Annotated in this window: 17 protein-coding genes; 9 read left to right on the forward strand and 8 right to left on the reverse strand. The window is 65.5% G+C overall.

Annotated elements, in window-relative coordinates:
- Positions 1–136: 136 nt before the first annotated feature.
- The 3 genes from QCE63_RS23760 to QCE63_RS23770 are packed head-to-tail and all read right to left on the reverse strand — an operon-like array spanning position 137 to position 6056.
- Positions 137–1615, reverse strand: a complete 1479-nt coding sequence (locus tag QCE63_RS23760; protein WP_309836425.1) for an efflux transporter outer membrane subunit — start codon at positions 1613–1615, stop codon at positions 137–139.
- Entirely contained in the window at positions 1612–4803 is a 3192-nt protein-coding gene (locus tag QCE63_RS23765) for an efflux RND transporter permease subunit (RefSeq protein WP_309836427.1), read from the reverse strand. The genes QCE63_RS23760 and QCE63_RS23765 overlap by 4 nt, the downstream gene beginning before the upstream one ends.
- Positions 4800–6056 (reverse strand): efflux RND transporter periplasmic adaptor subunit, encoded by a 1257-nt coding sequence (locus QCE63_RS23770; RefSeq protein ID WP_309836430.1) that lies wholly within the window; start codon positions 6054–6056, stop codon positions 4800–4802. The genes QCE63_RS23765 and QCE63_RS23770 overlap by 4 nt, the downstream gene beginning before the upstream one ends.
- 145 nt (positions 6057–6201) lie before the next feature.
- Here QCE63_RS23770 and QCE63_RS23775 point away from each other — a divergent pair, with 145 nt between their 5' ends.
- Positions 6202–6720, forward strand: coding sequence for a helix-turn-helix domain-containing protein (locus tag QCE63_RS23775; protein WP_309836431.1), 519 nt, complete (start codon positions 6202–6204; stop codon positions 6718–6720).
- Between the two features lie 3 nt (positions 6721–6723).
- On the opposite strand, the gene QCE63_RS23780 is transcribed toward QCE63_RS23775, so the two are convergent.
- On the reverse strand, positions 6724–7644 hold the full coding sequence (locus tag QCE63_RS23780; RefSeq protein ID WP_309836432.1) for a LysR family transcriptional regulator: 921 nt from the start codon (positions 7642–7644) through the stop codon (positions 6724–6726).
- Positions 7645–7733: 89 nt separating this feature from the next.
- Here QCE63_RS23780 and QCE63_RS23785 point away from each other — a divergent pair, with 89 nt between their 5' ends.
- From QCE63_RS23785 to QCE63_RS23800, 4 genes are all read left to right on the forward strand, one after another.
- Positions 7734–8237: a DUF1993 domain-containing protein gene (locus QCE63_RS23785; RefSeq protein ID WP_309836433.1), complete on the forward strand. Its 504-nt coding sequence runs from the start codon at positions 7734–7736 to the stop codon at positions 8235–8237.
- 178 nt (positions 8238–8415) lie between these two features.
- Entirely contained in the window at positions 8416–10068 is a 1653-nt protein-coding gene (locus QCE63_RS23790) for a PQQ-binding-like beta-propeller repeat protein (protein ID WP_309836435.1), read from the forward strand.
- Between the two features lie 79 nt (positions 10069–10147).
- Entirely contained in the window at positions 10148–10867 is a 720-nt protein-coding gene (locus QCE63_RS23795) for a hypothetical protein (RefSeq protein ID WP_309836437.1), read from the forward strand.
- A gap of 52 nt (positions 10868–10919) precedes the next feature.
- Positions 10920–12416 (forward strand): hypothetical protein, encoded by a 1497-nt coding sequence (locus tag QCE63_RS23800; RefSeq protein ID WP_309836439.1) that lies wholly within the window; start codon positions 10920–10922, stop codon positions 12414–12416.
- On the opposite strand, the gene QCE63_RS23805 is transcribed toward QCE63_RS23800, so the two are convergent.
- Genes QCE63_RS23805 through QCE63_RS23815 form a run of 3 tightly spaced genes read right to left on the reverse strand, consistent with a single transcriptional unit; the run spans position 12360 to position 14271 of the window.
- Complete coding sequence (locus tag QCE63_RS23805; RefSeq protein WP_309836441.1) at positions 12360–13358, reverse strand: DUF6895 family protein; 999 nt, start codon at positions 13356–13358, stop codon at positions 12360–12362. The two genes, QCE63_RS23800 and QCE63_RS23805, sit on opposite strands and share 57 nt — an antisense overlap.
- Positions 13355–13855, reverse strand: a complete 501-nt coding sequence (locus tag QCE63_RS23810; RefSeq protein WP_309836442.1) for a hypothetical protein — start codon at positions 13853–13855, stop codon at positions 13355–13357. Before QCE63_RS23810 ends, QCE63_RS23805 begins: the two co-directional genes overlap by 4 nt.
- A 23-nt stretch (positions 13856–13878) precedes the next feature.
- A complete protein-coding gene (locus tag QCE63_RS23815; protein WP_309836444.1) occupies positions 13879–14271 on the reverse strand; it encodes a hypothetical protein in 393 nt (130 codons plus the stop codon).
- Between the two features lie 357 nt (positions 14272–14628).
- On the opposite strand from QCE63_RS23815, the gene QCE63_RS23820 reads away from it, so the two are divergent.
- Complete coding sequence (locus tag QCE63_RS23820) at positions 14629–15930, forward strand: sugar efflux transporter (RefSeq protein ID WP_309836445.1); 1302 nt, start codon at positions 14629–14631, stop codon at positions 15928–15930.
- Positions 15931–15999: 69 nt separating this feature from the next.
- Here the strand turns inward: QCE63_RS23820 and QCE63_RS23825 are convergent, their stop codons facing one another.
- Positions 16000–16164 (reverse strand): DUF1328 family protein, encoded by a 165-nt coding sequence (locus QCE63_RS23825; RefSeq protein WP_309836447.1) that lies wholly within the window; start codon positions 16162–16164, stop codon positions 16000–16002.
- A 532-nt stretch (positions 16165–16696) separates the two neighbouring features.
- On the opposite strand from QCE63_RS23825, the gene QCE63_RS23830 reads away from it, so the two are divergent.
- From QCE63_RS23830 to QCE63_RS23840, 3 genes are all read left to right on the forward strand, one after another.
- Positions 16697–18613, forward strand: coding sequence for an AAA family ATPase (locus tag QCE63_RS23830; RefSeq protein WP_309836449.1), 1917 nt, complete (start codon positions 16697–16699; stop codon positions 18611–18613).
- Between the two features lie 72 nt (positions 18614–18685).
- Complete coding sequence (locus QCE63_RS23835) at positions 18686–19597, forward strand: LysR substrate-binding domain-containing protein (RefSeq protein WP_309836451.1); 912 nt, start codon at positions 18686–18688, stop codon at positions 19595–19597.
- 97 nt (positions 19598–19694) lie between these two features.
- Positions 19695–20948 (forward strand): MFS transporter, encoded by a 1254-nt coding sequence (locus QCE63_RS23840; protein WP_309836453.1) that lies wholly within the window; start codon positions 19695–19697, stop codon positions 20946–20948.

Genomic DNA, 20948 nt, shown 5'->3' on the forward strand with positions numbered 1-20948 from the left:
GAAGTGAAGCCCTGGAGAAGCGGCTCTTGAATGCATTGCGTTGCGTTGCGTGACGAAACTATAGGAGAGTCGACTGTCCCGCACTACCGCCCCGAAGTGGGAAGCTGTTCCCCATGAGGCGGTGAAGTGCGGGCAATCAGTCCTGCGCGGCCAGCTTCTCTCCCGACGCATCCCAGCCGCCGCCCAGCGCACGGAACGTCCTCACGGCGGCACGCGCCACGTCGGCCCGCGTCGCATCGAGATCGTCACGCGCGACGAGCAGTTGCCGGTCCGCGTCGAGCACGTCGGTGAGCGTGATCGAACCCGCGCGATACGCCTTCTCCGAGAGATCGCGAGCTCGCGTCAGCGCATCGACTTCCTGTTGCACTTCCTGCGCACGAAGGCCGGTTTGCGAGAGCGTCATGAAGGCGTCCTCGACGTCCTCGGTCGCCTTCAGCGCCGCTTCCCGGTATTGCGCCAGCGCTTCCGCATACGCGCCGCGCGCGCTCTTCACTTCGGCGTCCACCTTGCCGAAGTCGAACAGACGCCAGCGCAGCGCGCCCGTGCCCATCGGCTGAAACGCCTTGGCGCTGAGGAAGTGACCGGCCGAGATACTGTCGAAACCGAGTGCGCCGGCCAGCGAGACCTTCGGGTAATACTCGGCCAGCGCCACGCCGATGCCCTCGTTCGACGCGGCCAAATGCCGCTCGGCCGCGATGATGTCGGGACGACGCCGCAACACATCGAGCGGGGCATCGTTGCTGCTGACCGCCGGAACATCGGGAATCGCGCCGGCATGCGCGCCGAGTTCCGCCGCGTAGGTGCCGGGCTGCGCGCCCAACAGCACATCGAGCCGGTTCAATTGCGCTTCAAGCGAAATCCGCAGGCTCGGCACGCGCGCACGCGCCTGTCGCAGCAGCGCTTCCGCCTGCGCCACTTCGCGTTCGTCGGATGCACCGGCCTGCCTGCGCGCCTTCACCAAATCGAGCAAGCGTGCATCCGTGTCCACCTGATCCTGCGTGACCGTCAGTTGCGCCTGCAATCCGCGGATCTGCAAGTAGGCATCGGCGGCATCCGCGGCGACCGTGACGCGGGTGCCAAGCTGCGCGGCTTCGGCGGCCTGTGCTTCGGCCGTGGCGGCCGCATGGGCACGCCGCAGACCGCCCGCGAGATCGATTTCCCAACTTGCGGTCGCGCCCGCGACGTATTGCTTCTGATCGCGGCTATAGTTCGGGAATGCGCTGGCAAGCGTGCCAAGCGGACTCCGTACGCTTTGATGCTCCGCCGTGTACGACGCGTTCAGATCGACGGTCGGCAGCAACTGCGCCCCCGCTGCCTGCGCCGCCGCCCGCGACTGCGCGACGCGCGCCATCGCGGCCTGGATGCTGAGGTTCTGGGCCAGCGCGCGCTGCACCACGGTGACCAGTTCGGGATCGTTGAAGCCGGTCCACCAGCTATCGAGGCTCGGCGCGGGCAGCGTGGTCGGCCGTTCGGCGACGCGCTGCGCGTGATGAAACGGCTCCATGTGCGTGTCCGGCGCGACATAATCCGGACCCACCGCGCAAGCCGCCAGAAACGCGCTGACGAACAGGCTGCCCGCAATCGCCTTGGAGGTTCTCAACGAGAAGCTGTTCATTTCGTTTCTCCACTGCTGAGTTTGCGCGGCAGCGCGCGCACGTCGTGTGCGCCCACCTTGCGTACGAAGGCATAGAACGCGGGCGTGAAGGCAAGACCGAAGAGCGTGACGCCGAGCATGCCGAAAAACACCGTCGTCCCGAGCGACTGCCGCATCTCCGCGCCCGCACCGTGAGCGATGGCGAGCGGCGCCACCCCGGCGATGAACGCAAACGACGTCATCAGGATCGGCCTCAGGCGCACGCGTGCAGCCTGTGTGGCGGCGTCTTCCGCATTGCGACCGTCTTCTTCCTGACGTTGCCGCGCGAACTCGACGATCAGGATCGCGTTCTTCGCCGCGAGTCCCACGAGCACCACGAAACCGATCTGCGCAAGAATGTCGATCGGCATGCCGCGCATGTTCAGACCGATCGCCGCCGCGAGCAGACACATCGGCACGATCAGCACGATTGCAAGCGGCGTCTTCCAGCTTTCGTATTGCGCGGCCAGCACGAGGAACACGAACAGCGCCGACGCGGCGAAAATCACCAGCGGCGACATGGTCTGCTCTTTCTGCTGATGAGCGAGGTCGGTCCATTCATACGTGATGCCGTTCGGCAGTACCTGCTGGGCGAGTTGTTCCATGCGTTCGATGGCATCGCCCGATGACAGCCCCGGACCCGCCGCCCCCATGATTTCCGCTGCCGGATACATGTTGTAGCGCGGCACGCGATACGGCTGCGTGTCACGCTGGAAGGTCGCCACGCTGCTGATCGGAACCATGTCGCCGCTGGCATTGCGCACCTTGAGCCTGCCGATGTCCTCCGGCGTCCGGCGGAACGCCTCGTCGCCCTGCACCCGCACCTGATACGTGCGCCCCATGAAGTTGAAGTCGTTCACATACTGCGAGCCGAGATAGAGCTCCATCGTCGAGAACACGTCTGTCGGCGTCAGGCCGATCTTCTGTGCCTTGAGACGGTCGACATCCGCATAGACCGACGGCGCGCCTGCATCGAACAGCGTGAACACGCCGCCGAAGGTCTTGTCCTTGTTCGCCGCCGCCACCAGCGCATGCGCCGCGTCCGCGAGCGCTTGCGGACCGAGGCCGCCACGGTCTTCCAGCATCAGCTTGAAGCCGCCCGCCGCGCCCAGGCCCTGCACCGGCGGCGGGTTCACCACCACGACCACGGCGTCCTTCACCCCGGCCACGCGCTTGCGCAACTCGACCAGCATCGAGGCCGCATTGACGCCCGGCACATGCTTGCCATACAGCGAAGGCAGACCGTAGAACAGCGTCCCCACGTTCGGCGCGATGGTGCCGGTCGTCACATCGAAACCGGATACCGGCGAGGTGTGCGTGACGCCCTTGAGTCCCGGCGTATCGAGCACGATGTCGTTGATCTCGCGAATCACCTTGTCGGTGCGTTCGAGACTCGCGCCCGGCGGCAGGAACGCAATGACCGCCTGATAACCGATGTCCTGCTCGGGAATGAAGCCCGTCGGCATTCTCGACATCTGCAACCCGGTTGCCGCGATCAGCCCCGCGTAGACGACCAGCATCACCGTGGTCGCACGCACGGCGCGGCCGGTCATCATCCCGTACTTCGACGAGAGCCATTCGAACGATGCGTTGAAGCGGCCGAACACCGCATGATGCAGACGCCCCAGCGCCGTGGAACCACCATGCGTCTTCTCCATCTCATGCGGCCTGAGCAGCACGGCACAGAGCGCCGGGCTCAGCGTCAGCGAGACGAAGCACGAGATGACCGTGGAGGCGGCGATGGTGATCGCGAACTGCTTGAAGAACAGGCCCGAGATGCCGGACATCAGCGCAGTCGGTCCGAACACCGCGCACAACGTCAGCGCGATCGCGATGATCGCCGTCGACACTTCCTTCATCGTCTGGTGCGCGGCTTCGCGCGGACTCATGCCGAGCGCCATGTTGCGCTCGACGTTCTCGACCACCACGATCGCATCATCCACGACGATGCCCACCGCCAGCACCAGTCCGAACAGCGACAGGTTATTGATCGACGCACCGAAGAGGGACAGCACGGTGAAGGTGCCCACGAGCGACACCGGAATGGCGACCACCGGAATGAGCGTGGCGCGCCAGTTCTGCAGGAACAGATACACGACGCCCACGACGAGCAGGATGGCAATGCCGATCGTCACCGCCACTTCGTGAATCGATTGGGACACGAAGGTCGTCGGGTCATAGATCCTGATGTAGTCGACGCCGGGAGGAAAGCTTTTCTTCAACTCGGCCATCTTCGCCCAGACGTCGTGTTCCACTTGCACGACATTCGCATCGGGCGTCGCGATCACGAACCACGGCGTGGATGCATAGCGGTCGGCATAGGCTTTCGAGCCGTAGTCCACGGAACCCAGCTCGACCCGGCCGATGTCGCGAATCCGCGTGACACGTCCCTGTGGATCTGATTTCACCACCACGTCGCCGAACTGCTCAGCCGTGCTCAAGCGGCCCAGCGCCTCGACATTGATCTGATACGCACCCGTGCCCTGGTTCGACACAGGCGGTTGATTCAGCACGCCCGCCGACACGGCGGCGTTCTGCGCACGCAGCGCCGCGAGGATCTCACCCGCGCTGATACGGTATGAAGCGGCCTTGTCCGGATCGATCCAGATGCGCATCGCATACTGCCGCTCCCCGAACAACTGGAAGTCCGACACGCCCGGCAGTCGCGCAATCTGATCGCGCACCTTGAGCATGTAGTTCGACAGATACTCCGGGCTGCGTGAACCATCGGGCGAATAGACGTGGACGCCGAGCAGCAGCGCCTGGATCGTCTTCTTGACCTGGACGCCCTGCAATTGCACATCGGCGGGCAGGCGCGACAGCGTGTCCTCCACGCGGCTGCGCGTGAGCAGCAGCGCCGTGTCCGGATTCGTGCCCACCTTGAAGATCACCGTGATCGTCAGTTGCCCGTTGCTGGTCGACTGGCTCGCGATGTAATCCATGTTCTCGACGCCGTTGATGGACTGCTCCAGCGGCGTGGCGACCGTGCGCGCGATCGTATCCGCCGATGCGCCGGGATACGAGGTCGTGATCTGAATCGTCGTGGGCACGATGTTCGGATACTGCGCGACCGGCAGCTTGAACATCGTCGCGAGGCCGACGAGTACGACGAAGATATTGAGCACCGCTGCAAAGCGCGGATGCTCGATGAAGAAGTGCGTCAGTTTCATGATTTCGCTCCATCGGCATGCGGCTCGGCCGAAAACTGGATCGTCCCCGTGCGCGGGTTGATCTTCGAACCGGGGTGAACGGACGGAATGCCGTCGATCACGACACGGTCGGTCGGCGCCAGCCCGGAACGGATCACGCGCAAGCCGTCGCGCAGGTCGCCGACCTGCACCTTTCTCGGCGTCGCCACGTCGTCCGCGCCGACCACGTACACCATGTGATCAGTCTGATCGTCGAGCACGGCGGCGTCGGGCAAGAGCAAGGCCGGTTGCGGCGCGGTCGTCGCCAGCCGGACCCGCGCGAAGCCGCCGGGCGTCAGCGCGAGATCGCGATTCGGGATCGTCGCGCGCGCGTGAATGGTGCCGCTCGAACGGTCGAGCGCGTTGTCGATGAAGTCGAGCTTGCCGGTGCGCGTGAAGCCGCTGTCGCCGGTGGGAGACAGGCTCACCGTGTCGGACAGCGGCCCTTGCAGATTGCCGCGCGCCCGCTGGAACGCCGCGTAGTCGTTCTCGCTGATGTCGAAGTCCAGATAGACCGGATCGAGCGACACGAGCGTCGCAAGCAGCGTCGTCGGGCCGCTGCCGGCGCGGCTGCCTGAAACCAGATTGCCCGTCGAGACGAGATGCGTGCCCATGCGCCCCGTGAACGGCGCCACGATCCGGCAGCGGTCCAGGTCGAAGCGTGCATCGCGGACCCGCGCGGTGGCGCCGTCCACGGCGGCCTGCGCGGCGCGCTGCTCGGCCACTTTCTGATCGACGTTCTGCGCGGTGCCCGCTTCCGCGCGTTGCAGTTCCTGTGCGCGGGCCAATTCGCGGGTCGCCAGCGCCAGTCGCGCATTCGCTGCGCCGAGTTCGGCGGTCGTCTCCGCGAGCTTGATCTGATACGGCTCGGGATCGATCTCGAACAACAGATCGCCCTGATGCACGACATCGCCGTCCTTGAACAGGATGCGCGTCAGCGTCCCGCCCACCTGCGCACGCAGTTCCACACGATTCACCGCCGAGAACTGCCCGAGAAACCCGAGCCGGCCTTCTATGTCGCGCTGCAACGGCGTGCTGATCGTCACCGAAGGTGGCGGCGCCACCGTGACCGGCGCCGCGCCGGAGCGGTGCAACTGGAACGCCGTCGCGGCCACCGCAACGACCACCAGGCCCGCCACGCCCTTGCCGATCCATCGTATCGAAGGCGGCTTCGGTTTTGCTGTCACGTCTGGAGCGGGAACACCCGCCTCGACCGGATCAATCTGGTTTTCCATGGCTATCCTTGGCTGGTTGTCCACAAAGTTTCGTGACGCAACTATAGGCAAGGCAACCGGCCCACGGTACGGGCTGAAACCGGGAAGCTGTTCCCCGTAAAATGGTTAAGTTGCGTGATGAAACTTGCGATAGGATGGGCGCATCATGTATAGAAAACGCTTCGACGGAATGGATTGCTCGATCGCTCGCGCCCTCGATGAGGTCGGCGAGTGGTGGACGCTGCTGATCGTGCGCGAGTGCACGCAGGGCAGCCGGCGCTTCGACGAATTTCAGAGCGGGCTGGGCATCGCCAGGAATGTGTTGACGGCCCGGCTCGAACGCCTGACCGAACTGGAAATCCTCGAACGCTTCCCGGTTGCGGAACGCGCGAATACCTTTGGCTACCGCCTGACTTCAAAAGGCGAGGACTTGTATCCGGTGCTCGTCGCGCTGATGCAATGGGGCGACAAATGGCTGCGGCCGAATGGCAAGCCGCCTATCGCGCTGGTCGAACATGCGAGCGGCAAGCCGGTCGAGCCGCTGGAAGTGCGCGGGACGAGCGGATGTTCGCTGGGTTATCGTGACGTGCGCTTCGCGGCCGGTCCTGGCGCGACGAGAAAGACGCGTGCCGTCATCGACAACCGCAATGTGCGCGTGCTCGGCGATCCCGAAGAAGAAGGCTGAAGCTCAGCGCCGCTGCTGCTTGCCGAAGCGCGACAGCGACTCCCGCAGCTTCGGCGCGGCAAAGTCGATGAAATGCCGCAGCTTGATCGCCATCAAATTTCTCGACACATGCACCAGATGCACCGGCACCGGTTCTATCTCGAACTGCGGCAGGAGGACTTCGAGTTGTCCGCTGCGCAGCGCTTCGTCGGCGTCGTGCTCGAAGACGAAGGTAATGCCCGCGTCATCGGCGGCGGCGCTGACGGCCGCATCCGGCGACGTCACTTCGAGCCGCGCCTTGACGTCCAGCATGTAGACCTTGTCCGTCGACGGCAGCCGGAAGCGCCACGGCGACAGATAAGGGCTGTTGAAGACGACGCACGCATGCTTCAGGAGTTCGTCGGGTTCAGCGGGCGGCGCAATACGGGCCAGAAAACGCGGACTTGCGCACACCACCGGGCGCAATGAACCGATACGCGTCGCGATCATGTTGCTGTCCGGCAATTCGCCGATGCGCACCGCGAGGTCGGCGTGGGCGTCGATGAGATCGACGTTGCGGTCGGAGAGCAGCAGCCGCACCGTGATGTCCGGATATTGCGCCAGGAACTGGTTGATGACCGGCAGGACGTGAAGGCGCCCCAGTTGCACGGGCGCGGTGACGACCAGTTCACCGCGCGCGGTCGCGAACTCGCCGGTGGCTTCGTGCTCCTGTTCCCGCACCAGTTCGAGGATGCGGCGCGCGGCAGCGACATACGCCGTGCCGGCGTCGGTCAGCGTGAGCTTGCGGGTGGTGCGAATCAGCAGCCGGGTGCCGAGCAGTTCTTCGAGATCGGCGACCTTGCGCGTCAGCGTGCTGACGGGAATCTTCAGTTCACGCGCGGCCGCCGAGAGACTTCCTCCGTCCACGGCGGTCACCAGCATCTGCATGGCTTCGAGTCGGTCCACCGCATGGGCTCACAGGAATGGGGTCGCGGTATTGTAGGGGAAGTGGACCGGGAAGGCTCGTTGCAAACCTCTGTTACGGGAGAACGGCAATGTATGCACGGGCTATCGCGCAGTGCGCGGAAGCAGTCTGGACGATGGACACTTATCTGGACCGCGCCGAACGCTTCGCGCAGGCGAAGAAGTTCGATGTGGCCGTATTGCTCTCTACACGGCTCGCGCCCGACATGGCGGGATTGCTGTATCAGATCCAGAGCGCCTGCGACTATCTCAAGGGCGGCGCCGCTTATCTGTCGGGACAGCAGCCTCCACGGCATGAAGACAACGAACAGACGCTAGCCGAGGCACGCGAACGCATCCGCACAACACTTGCGTTCGTCGGGAGCGTGACGGCAAGTCAATATGATGACGCGGCCCGCCGGATCGTGAAGGTGTCGTGGGTGCCGGGCACGCTGGCAGGCGAGCACTACCTGTTGCAAATCGTGATTCCGAACGTGTACTTCCACGTCGCGATGGCCTATGCCATTTTGCGCGCCAATGGGGTCGATGTCGGCAAGCTGGACTTCATCGGCAAGGTGCATGCGATCGAGGATTGAGCGGCGGCGATAGCGCCCGCGATGCACGCTTCGTATCGGGTTGACTAATGACGGGTTGTGTACCAATACTTCAGAAGCCGTAACCCAGACATAAAGGGCATAAAGGGCGCAAAGTGTGTCCTGACCCGAATCTTCACGCCGGCATCAGATTCGTAGCGGATGAGTGCGAGGGGTCCTCATGGACGATGTCGAATGCGCAACTTCATCGCACGCCCCCTCTTCGCTCGGTGAAAGCACGCTGGAGCAAGTGCGTGCTGCGATCCTTCGACACTGCATCAAGTTCAGCGAGAGTTTCACCCGTGATGGAAGGCTGCTCGACTGGTGCATCGATCTGAGAGAACTGCTGTATCGGCCCGTTTTCAGCGCGCTGACTGGACGGCTGCTCTGGGATCGCATCCGTCAACTGGACCCCGATTTCATCGGCGGCATGACGCTGTCCGCCGAACCGGTGACACTCGGCATCCTGCATGCAGCGCTCGCGGAAGGACGCAACGTCAACGGCTTTTCAGTGCGCAGAAAGCCGAAGGCTTACGGCCGGCGCCGTCAGGTCGAAGGCATGCAACCTGCGCGCAACGCACGGGTCGTCATCGTGGATGACCTGTTCGACGGCGGCCAGACCGTCGCCGATGTCATGTCGGCACTGCAACCGTTCAACGCCGCCGTGATCGGAGCCGCTGCGGTGGTGGACTTCTGCAACCCCGCGTTCGGCAGCCGGGTGAATCACACGATCGCGCGAAGCAGCCTCTTCACACTGGGCGATCTCGGCTTGCAGGCAGCGCCGGCGCCGGCGGCTCAGCCGCTGTTCGTGTTCGGTCCATTGAATCAAGGCGACTACACGGCCCCGCATTCCACGCCGTTCATGGACGAAGCGGGCATCGTCGCGGCCAGCGATACCGGCTATGTGATCGCACTGGACACGCTCGGGAACGAACGCTGGCGCATCCGTATTCGCGAGCACGTCAAAGGCGTGCGCACCGCGCTGTTGCCTTGCGAAGAAAGCATTGTGTTCGGCGGTTATGACGGCTTTTTCTATCGCGTCGACCGGCACACCGGCGCACTGCGCTGGGCCACCTGCCTCGGCGCTTTCATCGGTGCGTCGCCGGTCATCGACATGACGCGCGGCGTCGCTTTCGTGGCCGTGAATAACGGTAATCGCCGCAGCGACGTGGCGGCGATCGATCTCGCGCACGGCGCCGTGATCTGGAGAACACCGGCGGCCGCGGAAAGCTATGCCCGCCCCGCCCTGTGCGAGCCCGATCATGTCATCGTCGCCGCCAACGATGGCGTGGTGCGGAGCCTGTCGCGCACGGACGGATCGGTGCGCTGGGCGGTCACATTGCCCGCGCAGGTCAAGGGCTGGATCACCGTCGACGGTCCGACGTGTTTTGCCGGTTGTTTCGACGGCTGCCTTTATGCCTTGGACGCAATGACCGGCAAGACGCTGTGGCGCAGAAAACTGGCGAACTGGCTGCTGGTGCATCCAGCAGCGGTCCGCGATCAAGTACTCGTATCCAGCACGCAGCATGTGTGCTCGCTGTCCCAGGCAGACGGCTCGATCACCTGGATGGCGCCCGCCGACGGCCGCGTCACCGGCGTCGGCATCGACCCCGAAGGCCGCAGTTGCGTGTGCGCGAGCGACCGCGGCAGCGTCTATTGCATGGACGTTTCATCCGGCCGACGCCGCTGGGAATATCACGCACAAGGCGCGTTTCGCGTCACGCCGGCCATGTCGGGCACGCGCTGCGCGTTGCCCGGCTATGGCGGCGCGCTGTATGCATTCAGCCTTTCAGGCCCGGCTCATCCGGGCGGCGAGGTCGTCGCCGATCGCTGAGCGTCCTGCTTCGACGTTGAGTGAGCGACCCGTCTTCGCCGCGGATAGCCATTGCACGTTTTCCTTCATGGAGAATTCGATGAACAGCCCACATGAATCGCCGATTCTTAGACGTGTTGCGACGGTGCGACGGACGGATGCCCTGTTTCAGGCGATGTCGAATGATTTCCTGCTGCGGCAGCAGTTCATCACCAATCCCTCGCAAGTGCTGCATGAGTATGTCTTTGGAAACGAGCCCCCTGCCGACAACACCTCGGCCAGCAACCAGCTGATCTACGCGGTTCTGTCCGATCGCCCGTTGCTCGCCTGGCTGCACGGCTATGCGGACGAGCATCGTGACGAGGTTCCATCCGGCCCGCAATTCATGCGCGATCTGGCCGAGGCCATCGCGGAAAACGGCAGCCGGCATGCCATCTTCGCGCTGCTGCGGAGTTCACTGGAAGGCAATGCGCTGGTTCGCTTCGACGAAGATCTGCTGCATTTCTTCATCAATCTCCGTGCACTGGCTGAAGTCGCCGGCGGTGACGGTGACGGTGGCGATGGCGGCGATGGCGGCGACGGCGGCACCGGGGATGGCGGGACCGGCAGCACCTTGACGGCGATCACCTGGAAGACCTACCTCATCACGCACCCTCAGATGCAGGTGGATGACCGTTTCTCGGCTGAACAAGCCAGGGAGTTCGCACCGCGTTACGTGATGGTGACGCTCGACGAACTCGCGCAGTATGCAGCCGGACTCCGCAACAGCGGCGCGCTCGATGTGTCGTTTGCGGAGCCTGCGCAACGGCAACGCCCCTGATTGCACCGGTCAGCGAGGCACGGTCGAAAACGTCCGTTCACGGGAGGGTGACATGGATGCACCGCAAGAAGCGTCGGGGCATGGGCCGGCATCGCCGGCCGAAGTCGCGCGATTGCTGCAACTGGCTCGCCGATCGTTCGAGCGTCAGCGCCATGCCGACGCCGAAACGCATCTGACCACGGCGCTGGCGCTCGATGCCGGTCATCCGCTGCTCCAGCATTACCTGGGCAGACTGCGCGAGATGCAAGGCAGGCGCGAGGAAGCCGTGCGTCACTTTCAGGCGGCGCTTGCCGTGGACCCTTCACGCTCCGGCACAAGACAGCAACTCGCCGTGCTGCTCGTTCAACTGGGCCGCGAAGAAGAGAGCCTGCCGCTCTGGCGGGCCGAAGCGGACAGCAAGGAAGGCGTGGCGTGGCTTGCGCAACGGGTCAAGGAAGCCTTGTGCTGCCGCGACCTCACGCTCGCGGGCCGCTATGCGGCGATCGCGGCCGAACTGCGCTGGGGCCGCTCGGGAACCGCAACGCAGGATGGCGCACCGGTCCCGACTTTGCCGCCCATTCCCCTCTCCATACCGAAACTGCGTCACGACATCGCGCAATTTGAGTACTTGCGCGAACAGGGCTTGCTGGAAGCGGACTTCATCCAGACGATTGCCGCCTATCAAGCGGTGGTCGAACGCATGGCGGCGCGCGGCGAAGACATGCGCGCGCCCATCGACGGCGAGGAGCATGACGCCATACGCGACTCGTACAATCGCCTGGTTCACCTGTGTCCGGCCGGCCGCGTGACGCGGGCGCTGTCCGGCGGTTGGGACCGCCGGCACGCCGAACGCCAGTATCTCGAGCATCGGCCGGGCATGACGGTCGTGGACGACTTTCTGTCCCGCGAGGCACTCGACGGATTGCGCAAGTTCTGCCTCGAATCCACGATCTGGTTTCACAATCGCTATGCGCATGGCCGGCTGGGCGCGTTCTTCCAGGACGGCTTCAACTGCCCGCTTCTGCTGCAGATCGCGGAAGAGCTGCGCGATGCGTTGCCGCACGTGATCGGCAGCCGCTATCCGCTGCGCCAGATCTGGGGCTTCAAGAACACGCAGCCGCTTCCTGCCGGCGTCACGACGCACGCGGACTTCGCCGCCGTCAACGTGAACTTCTGGATCACACCGGACGAGTCCAACCTGGACCCGGCGTCAGGCGGCCTTGTCGTGTACGACGTGGATGCGCCCCTGCAGTGGGATTTCGATACCTACAACGGTTCGGACAGGATCGCGCCGTTCCTGCAGCGACAGCAGTCGTCCGCTGTCACCATTCCGTATCGGCAGAACCGCGCGGTCATCTTCAACTCCGATCTGTTCCACGCAACCGCGCAGGTGACGTTCCGCCCCGGCTACGCGCATCACCGCATCAACGTCACCCTGCTCTACGGCGATCGCGAGGACGACGCGCATCATCGGCAGCTGGCCAGGCCCGATGCCGTGGACGGCGGTGCGTCGTCATGGCGCCCCGCTTCGCTCGCCGCCCTGCGCAAGGCCCGCTCCCGGCATGCCTGAACCGATACGAGGCCGCAACGTCAGCGCGGCCGCCATCAGCACGACGAGTGTCGTGTGATAACGGCTCAGAAAACGCCGCCGGGCGGGCGTATCGTCCGCGGCGTGCAGGAAGCTTCCCGCGCCCTCCGGCCCCGCCACCGAGCCGTCCGGCATCTGATGCGCCAGCACCGAAGACAGCAGACGCGTCGACACGTCGGATGCGTCCGGTGCATCCGCTGCGTCGTTTCGGTGCAGACAGGCCGACACCATCGCGAACTCGGCGGTCAGGTCGTCGTCGCCGTCTGCAAGGAATCGCTCTGCCCAATACGGCGTCCATACCCGCAGATAGTCATCGACCTCCGAGTTCTCCAGTCGACGGAAGCCGAAGTCGGTCAGATAGAACACTTCATGGGTGATCGCGTAGGCCACTTCGCCCGACACCACCCACGGCTCCGGCCGCGCTTCGACATACAGATCCAGCGCGCGCCCGCACGGCCATTGGGCCAGTCCGAGCTGCCACAGGTTATAGCGCATCGCAAGCATCGACCACGGCGCCAGCGGCAGCGCGCGCGCCATGTCCGACCGGGCAAGCATCCGCAGCACCGCATCCAGCGCCGCGCACCGGTAGCCGAGTTGATGGAGCGGTACGTAGAGCGCGCAGGCGGGCAGGAAGTCGTTCCGGGCAAGCAGCAAGCGGGTGAGGTCGCGGCCCTGACGGCATTCGCGCCATACCCAGTCAGCGGCGCTGTCGAGAAACGGCACGCGCAGGCCGCATCGCTTGAGCATGGCAAGCGTCAGTGCGAGCTCCGAGACCGGCTTCAGACGCGCGACACTGCGCTTCGACAACGCGCGCTCGCCCTCCTGCGGGTGCGTGACCGCGAATTGATCGAGGTTCTGGCTGATCCATCCGAGGCCCAGCAACAAGCCTTGCGCGATGGCGTCAGCGGGCAGGCACGCTGTCATGCGCCGGCCCGCAGCGCGCTGAGAACGTGCCTCTCATGAAGAAGACGTTCGTCATCGGAGAGCCGCATGAGCATGAGCCACGCGCGTCGGCTCTGCTGCAACAGCCGCGCGCTGGCGCTCGTCCAGTCACGCTCGGCCGACATCGCTCCGAGTACGATACGCCAGCGCATCACGTCGAGCGCCGACGCCGCCGCGACGGCTCGTGCGAGTGCATACATGCATTCGTGGACCGGGTGCGCCAGAACCCACCCGCGCGCGGTCAATCGCGCTGCCATGTACGCATGCGGTGCGAGCGGTGCGAGCGGTGCATGCAGCAGAGCGATGGCCGGTGGCCGGGACCGGTCCACGTCCTCGCACAGCACGGCGGCGTAGAGCCGCGCCGAGGACGCGGACGGCAGTGTCGTCAGGAACGCCAGCCGTTCCTCCATGCCGGCGTCGCTCAGGACGAGACGGTCGGCCGTGCGTTGCGCGGTCTCATCGACGGCCGGTGCGGACACCGTCGCTGCAGGCATCCCGGACGTCACGTGTTGAGGCCGGCGCCCGCATTCGGCAAGGCCTCCAGCTTCACGCAATGCAGACAGAAATCGCACGCGGTGGCGGACAGCACGCCTTGCGTGCCGAGGCGCACGCCAAGCTTGCGGATGCTCTCGAACTCGGCGGGCGTCAGATGCTTGCTCGCGGGGCCTTCCCGGCCTGCTTCGCGCGCGGCCACGTGTTCGCCATCGGCGGCGACGACGACAGGGTTCTGGCTGAAGAGCTTGCGCACGATGGCGTCCTGCTCGGGCGTCATGTCGACCGTGGCGAGATCGAAGGTGAGCGTGGCATTGCCGACGCCGCCCAGCGTGACGAAGTAGGATGTCCGGGTTTGCAGCCGCGCATGCAACGACGATTGCGACAGGGTCTCGCGTTCCATGGAAGCACCTCCATCAGTCTGCTTGCGGTTCCGGGGAGTGGGCCATGCAACAGAGTAACGACGATGCGGCATGGCCGCGTTGATTGAAGCGTTATTCACTATAGGCGCTGTCCAATGAAGCCGCAAACTGCCGGATGACGATTGACGGATGCCGGGCGCAGCGGTCACGTGCGAGTCACACGACACATGACCCTGCCGTGAGCATCGCTGAAGATCCGAATACTTTGTTACAGCAAAACCATCCGGCGATAGGCACACTGCGCACTGGCCCGCGAGTCTCCGCCTTGCGCAGTGCGCGGAACACCGCTTGCGCGCCTTGCACGTTTCGAATGCCACGGCCCACCCCTTCCCCGCCCGATGAACGCCCGCCTGCTCAGTCTCACCCGTATTCCGTTCTTTCTGCCGCTGTCCGCCGCGACGCTGATGCTGGGCATCGCCATGTCGTTCACTGCGCCCTATCTGTCGCTCTTCAGCGTCGAGCAGGCTGGCATGACGCCGCTGCAACTCGGCCTCTTCATGACGATGATCGCGGCAAGCGGCGTCGTGGCGAGCGCCTTCGCGGGCAAATGGACGGATCGTCGCGGACATCATCGCGAGTTGTTGCTGGCGGCGCTCGTCGCCTCGGCGCTCGGCTTCCTGCTGCTGTGCCTGGTGCGCAACTACGCGGGGCTGATGAGCATCGGCATCGCGTTCCTCGGTGCGGGCGGCGCGGCCATGTCGCTGGTGTTCTCCTTCGCGCGCGCCGCGCTGCCCATCGAAGACGCAGCCCAGCGCGCCTTCGCGCTCGCCACGCTGCGCACGATGCTTTCCATGGCATGGGTGTTCGGTCCGTCGGTAGGCGCGCTGGTGCTGGCCGGCGCAGGCTTCTATGGCCTCTTCCTGTTCGCGGCGGCCTGCTTCGCGGCATGCGGCGTGATCGTCTGGCGCATGCACGATTCGCCGAAGGGCGACCCGCACAGCGCCCCCGCGCATTACGCCGGCGACCCTTCGTCGCTGCTGGAAGTCACCGCGCCCGACACGGATACGCTCGCGCCGCCTCATGCCGGCATCTCGCATCCGCGCGCGGACATCTGGCGCGCCACGGTGGCGCTGACGCTCATCGGTCTCGCCGCCAGCGCGACCATGATCGTGCTGCCTCTGTATGTCGTGCATGGCATGCATGGCACGCGCATCGACGTGTCCATCATGCTGGGTCTCGGCGCCTTCCTCGAAATCCCGATGATGCTGGCGCTCGGCGCGCGCGGCTCGCGGCTCGACAAGCAGCGCTGGCTCGCCGCCAGCGCAGCCGTGCACATGGTGTATTTCGTCGCGGTGGCGGCGTCGCCCGGCATTCACATCCTGATTCCGATGCAAGCGTTCAGCGCCTTCGTGGTGTCGGTGACGTCGTGCCTCGGCATGACCTACATGCAGGACCTGATGCCGCGCAGTCCGGGCGCCGCAACGGCGTTGTTTTTCAATGCATCGCGCGTCGGCTCGATCCTGTCCGGCGTGCTCTCGGGTGTGCTGGTCGCGGCGCTGGGCTATCGCGGCACGTTTCTCGTGTGCGGCGCATTGACGCTGGGCGCATGGGTGCTGTTCATCAACCCGCCGTTTGCGGACTACGCAAGGCGCGCGCATGGCCGTTGGAAGGCGAGCCGCAGCGAACGGTTGGTGAAATGAAAGACAGGGGCTCAGACAAAAAAAACGTCGTGCCGCATGACGCGGACACGACGCTGACCAGCAGAAGCGTCATCGCCTCCTCATCAGGCCCATCACCAGCGTGACGAGGAAGATCACGAGGAAGATGAAGAACAGAATCTTCGCGATGCTTGCCGCTCCCGCGGCAATGCCGCCGAAGCCGAGCGCAGCGGCGATGATCGCGATGATGAAGAAGACCAGCGCGTAGTAGAGCATGACGGTATCTCCCGGGTTATCGGATGTTCGTGCTTCGCCTGTCGCACGGAACGTGCCTGTCAGCAAATCATGGACAAGCAAGCAGTATTCCTTACCGGATGGAGCGGACAGTTTTGCCGTGCTATCCTTGCCTCCGCCCTTGCGTACGCCATCGAACCTGCATCGATTTGCGAGCGTGGAGCGCCCGCCTGCGAACGGCCGTTAAATTACGCGGACCGTTTGCCGTTAAATAAAAACAGGACGTTAAATCAACAAGGCGCGGGCCCGCTCCCGTCCCTCGTGCCGTTCCGTGTGTCTGAATGGTCTGCAATACGGGCGCCATTCCGGCGGAGCCTCTCGAACAGGGCATGCCCGCATGGCTGACGATCTGCGGTTCAAGGTCGATCGCCTTGCCCTCTGAAGCGCCCCCGACTCGCGGCGCGCACGGCAGGCATCCCGCCACCGTGAGCACGAGCCCGGCACGCCCGGATGTCTCAGTCCCCGACGAAAGCTTCAAGTGCGGCGCCATCGCGGCCCCATTAGGAACACATTGATGAAACCGGTAAGGAATTCGTTGCGGTCGCGCGTCGGCCGCCTTGTCGCGTGCGGCGTGCTCGCCGCCGCGCTCGTGGCCACCGTGGGCTTTCTCCATTGGCGGCACGAACAGCGCCTCGCAGCGCCCTCGGCCGCAGCCCTGACCGGCGTCGCGCATCAGATGCGGCATGACGCGTCGGCGTGGTCGCATCAGGAAAAAGATGCCTCTGCCATGCTGGCGGATATCCGCGCCGGCCAGGTCAAAGCCATTGGCGTGAGCCGCGAGGCGATCCTTGTCTCCACGCTGAACGGCGCCCAATACTATGTCGCCGATCACAACGGCGCGTTTTCGAATTCCCTGCTGCTCGGCGAGCTGAAGCCCGGCAGCGCCACGCCGTATCAACTGGTCTGGCTGCCGGACGCGGACGTGCGCACCGGCACGGCGCGCTGGGGCGAAATGTTCGACCGTTCGCGCGATGCGCTGAGCCTGCTGCTGCCGCTGCTGATGATCGGCGGCCTGCTGTGGTTCATGCGCCGCGAGATGCGCGGTGGCGCGCAGTTGCTCGGCAAGTCGCCGACGCTGCGTTTCGACGACGTGATCGGCGCCGGCGAAGCGAAAGCCGCGCTCACCGACGTCCGCGCCTTTCTCTCCGAGCCTGCGCAGTTCAGCGGCATGGGTGTGCGCGCGCCGTGCGGCATCCTGATGACGGGCGGTCCGGGCGTCGGCAAGACGCGTCTCGCGCAGGCGCTCGCGGGCGAATGCGGTGCGAACTTCATCGCCATCACGGGCAGCTACTTCAGCGCGAAGTACTACGGCGTCGGCATCCAGAAGGTCAAGCATCTGTTCGAACTGGCGCGCAAGAATGCGCCGACCGTCATCTTCATCGACGAAGCCGACGGCCTCGGCAAGCGCACCGACACGGGCGGCGGCCCGGTCGAAGCGGAAAGCAACCGGATCATCAATCAGCTGCTCGCGGAGATGGACGGTTTCGCGTCGAATGAAGGCGTGATCATCGTCGCGGCGACCAATCATCCGGACAATCTCGACGAAGCGCTGCGCCGTCCCGGCCGCTTCGACCGCACGGTGCAGGTGCGCCTGCCGAGCCTCGAAGACCGTTCGGAAATCCTGCGCTTCTATGCGGACAACCTGAAGAAGAAAAGCGCCGACATCGACTTCGAACAGCTCGCGCGGCTTACCACGGGCCTTTCGCCGGCGTCGCTCTCGATGATCGTCAACCAGGCGGGCCTCGTCGCGCGCAAGGCCGGCACGCGGGAAGTCGCGGCCGCGCACTTTCTGGAAGCGATCAAGATCGCGCGGATCGGCGACATCAACGGCGCGGAGCGCGCGCTCTCCGACGACGAACGCACGCGCATCGCGGTGCACGAGGCGGGTCATGGACTCGTGGCGGCGCTGCTGGGCACCGGCGTGCTGGAGGAAGTCACGATCCTGCCACGCGGCGGCGCGCTCGGCGTCGCGCTGATCACGAAGATGCAGGACAAGCATCTGTATCGCGAGACCGAACTGCGCAACGAGATCCAGGTGCTGCTCGGCGGACGCAATGCCGAACTGCTGATGTTCAACGAAGCCTCGAGCGGCGCCGCGCACGACTTGCAGGAAGCGTCGCGCATCGGGCTCGACATGGTGTCGAAGCACGGCTTCAACAGCGACGGCAACCTCTTCAGTCTCGCGGCGCTGCCGCAGCAGTACGCGGGGCTGCAACTGAAGGACTCCATCGAGCATGCGAACACGCTGCTGCACGAGCTCAGCGCCGCCTGTTTCGCGCTGTTGCAGGCGAACGCGCCGGTCCTGCGGTCGATCGCGGAGCAATTGCTCGACGAGGAGACCGTGCCGGGCGAAACGGTGTACCGGCTGATCCGCGAGCACGCGGACTCGCTCGCGAACCTCGAAACCGACGACGAAGCGCTGGCGGCGTAAGCGCAGCATCGTCGGACGGCTCTCACGGAGCGATGGCACACTAGGCGGCAACGCCGTCGCTCCCGGTCCTCCATGCCCGTCCGCCTGCCTCCGCTTAATGCGCTGCGCCTCTTCGAGTGCGCCGCGCGCCATCGCAGCTTCAAGCTCGCCGCCGCCGAACTGAACGTGACGCCGGGCGCCGTGAGTCATGGCATCGGCGCCCTGGAAGACATGCTCGGCGTCGAGCTGTTCGTGCGCGAGCCGCGCGGCCTGGCGCTCAGCGCGGCCGGCGAGCTTTATCTGCCCTATATCGCCGAGGCGTTTTCGCTGATCGCCATCGGCACCCGTTCGCTGCCCGACCGGCGCAACCGCCGCTCCATCTCCGTCACCTGCGCGCCAACCCTCGCGGCCCGCTGGCTGGTGCCGCGTCTCGCGGACTTCCGCGCGCGCTGGCCGGACATCGACGTGAGCATCGATACGTCGCGGCGGCAGGCCGGCTTTCCCGTCGATGGCTTCGATTTCGGCCTGCGCCTGAGCCGCGGCCCGGTCGACGGCGCCGCGTGGCTGCGCCTGTTCGGCGAGCGGCTCGTGCCGCTGTGCAGCCCTGCCTGCCGCGCAACGCTCGCCATGGGTGGCGATGCACCGGATCTCACGCGCGCGACGCTGATCCACGTCGATACCGCCAGCCAGGACTGGCAGGCGTGGCTGGACGGCGCGGGCGTGGCGCAGCTCGATCTGCGCGGCGGCTTGCGCTTCGACACCGTGCAGCTGGGCTTCGAGGCGGCCGCGGCCGGGCTGGGCGTGGTGATCGGCCGGCTGCCGCTGGTCGAGCGTGAACTGGCGCAGGGCACGCTGGTGCAGGCATCGGAGAAGGTGGTCGAAACGCAGACCGCCTACTGGCTGTGCGACACGCCGCAAGCCCGCGAACGCGCCGATCTCGCCGCGTTCAAGGCCTGGCTGATCGAGCAGGCGGCCGGGTTCGACGTGAGCGAGCCGCCTGCTTGAACGGCGGTTGAACTCCGCTCACCCGCCGACGAAAACTTTTCGTTTGCCAGCACGCCTGTTCGCCTGCGACGATGCCCGGCAAGGAGGAATACCGTGCATGTCGTCACTTTCGTTCGATGGAAACCGCTCACGCATCGCGGCCTGGGCGCTGATCGTTGCGGCCGGGCTGATTCTGAGCGCCGCCATGGGCGTGCGCCAGACCTTCGGGCTGTTCATCGGCCCGTTTTCCTTCGACCGCGGCCTGCCGGTCACGCTGATCGCCTTTGCGATTGCGCTGCACAATCTCGTCTGGGGCTTCGCGCAACCCTTCGCGGGGGCGGCCGCCGACCGCTACGGCGCCGCCCCCGTGGTCGCCTTCGGCGCCGCGACCTTCGCCTGCGGACTGGCCATCGCGGGCGCGGCCACGTCCGGATGGATGCTGATGCTCGGGCTCGGCCTGCTGGTCGGCATCGGCATCAGTTGCACGAGCTTCGGCGTCGTGCTCGCGACGGTGGGACGCGTCGCGTCGCCGGAAACCCGCAGCCTCGCGATGGGTCTCGCCAGCGCGGGCGGCTCGCTCGGACAAGTGCTGATGGTGCCGTTCGCGCAGGCCGTGCGCGTGCACGCGGGCGTGCCGGCATCGCTGTATGCGCTCGCTTTCGTGCTGCTGCTGACCGCGCCGCTGGGCATCGTGCTGGATCGCGCCAGCCGGAAGCGCAAGATGCAGGCTCAGGCGAAGGTTCAAGCGCAGCCCGCGTCTTTGCCGCTGCGCGAGACGCTCGCCTATGCGGCGCGCCATCGCGGCTACCGGCTGCTGACGCTCGGTTTCTTCAGTTGCGGCTTCCAGCTCGCGTTCATCGCGACGCACCTGCCCGGTTATCTGCTCCTTTGTCACATGCCGGTCGGACTCGGCGCGACGGCGCTCGCGCTCATCGGCTTCTTCAACATGATCGGCAGTTGGGGATGCGGCTGGCTCGGCGGACGCTGGCGGCAACATCACATACTGGCCTGGCTTTATCTGATTCGCGGGGGCGCCATCGCGCTGTTCGTGCTGTTGCCGACCACGAGTGTCTCGGTGGTGCTGTTCGCCGCCGTGATGGGCCTGACATGGCTCGGCACCGTGCCGCTCACCAACGGCTTGATCGCGAAGGTGTTCGGCACGCGCCATCTCGGCACGCTGTTCGGCGTCGTGTTCCTGAGCCATCAGCTGGGCTCGTTCCTCGGCGCATGGCTCGGCGGCTATGTGTTCGACACGACCGGCTCCTACTCGCTGATCTGGGGCGCCACCGCCGTCGCGGGACTGGTCGCGGCGCTGCTGCACTTTCCGATCGACGACCGTCCGCTCACCGGTGACTCGCTCGCGGCGGCTTGA

Origin of the sequence: Caballeronia sp. LZ065, assembly GCF_031450975.1 — a bacterium.
GTDB lineage: Bacteria > Pseudomonadota > Gammaproteobacteria > Burkholderiales > Burkholderiaceae > Caballeronia.

Bases quoted from the DNA above. Each gene is read 5' to 3' on its own strand.
- QCE63_RS23835 (WP_309836451.1), top strand. From the start codon at position 18,686: ATGCCCGTCCGCCTGCCTCCGCTTAATGCGCTGCGCCTCTTCGAGTGC.
- QCE63_RS23790 (WP_309836435.1), top strand. From the start codon at position 8,416: ATGGACGATGTCGAATGCGCAACTTCATCGCACGCCCCCTCTTCGCTC.
- QCE63_RS23795 (WP_309836437.1), top strand. From the start codon at position 10,148: ATGAACAGCCCACATGAATCGCCGATTCTTAGACGTGTTGCGACGGTG.
- QCE63_RS23800 (WP_309836439.1), top strand. From the start codon at position 10,920: ATGGATGCACCGCAAGAAGCGTCGGGGCATGGGCCGGCATCGCCGGCC.
- QCE63_RS23825 (WP_309836447.1), bottom strand. From the start codon at position 16,164: ATGCTCTACTACGCGCTGGTCTTCTTCATCATCGCGATCATCGCCGCT.
- QCE63_RS23805 (WP_309836441.1), bottom strand. From the start codon at position 13,358: ATGACAGCGTGCCTGCCCGCTGACGCCATCGCGCAAGGCTTGTTGCTG.
- QCE63_RS23840 (WP_309836453.1), top strand. From the start codon at position 19,695: ATGTCGTCACTTTCGTTCGATGGAAACCGCTCACGCATCGCGGCCTGG.
- QCE63_RS23830 (WP_309836449.1), top strand. From the start codon at position 16,697: ATGAAACCGGTAAGGAATTCGTTGCGGTCGCGCGTCGGCCGCCTTGTC.
- QCE63_RS23820 (WP_309836445.1), top strand. From the start codon at position 14,629: ATGAACGCCCGCCTGCTCAGTCTCACCCGTATTCCGTTCTTTCTGCCG.
- QCE63_RS23765 (WP_309836427.1), bottom strand. From the start codon at position 4,803: ATGAAACTGACGCACTTCTTCATCGAGCATCCGCGCTTTGCAGCGGTG.
- QCE63_RS23775 (WP_309836431.1), top strand. From the start codon at position 6,202: ATGTATAGAAAACGCTTCGACGGAATGGATTGCTCGATCGCTCGCGCC.
- QCE63_RS23760 (WP_309836425.1), bottom strand. From the start codon at position 1,615: ATGAACAGCTTCTCGTTGAGAACCTCCAAGGCGATTGCGGGCAGCCTG.
- QCE63_RS23770 (WP_309836430.1), bottom strand. From the start codon at position 6,056: ATGGAAAACCAGATTGATCCGGTCGAGGCGGGTGTTCCCGCTCCAGAC.
- QCE63_RS23785 (WP_309836433.1), top strand. From the start codon at position 7,734: ATGTATGCACGGGCTATCGCGCAGTGCGCGGAAGCAGTCTGGACGATG.
- QCE63_RS23815 (WP_309836444.1), bottom strand. From the start codon at position 14,271: ATGGAACGCGAGACCCTGTCGCAATCGTCGTTGCATGCGCGGCTGCAA.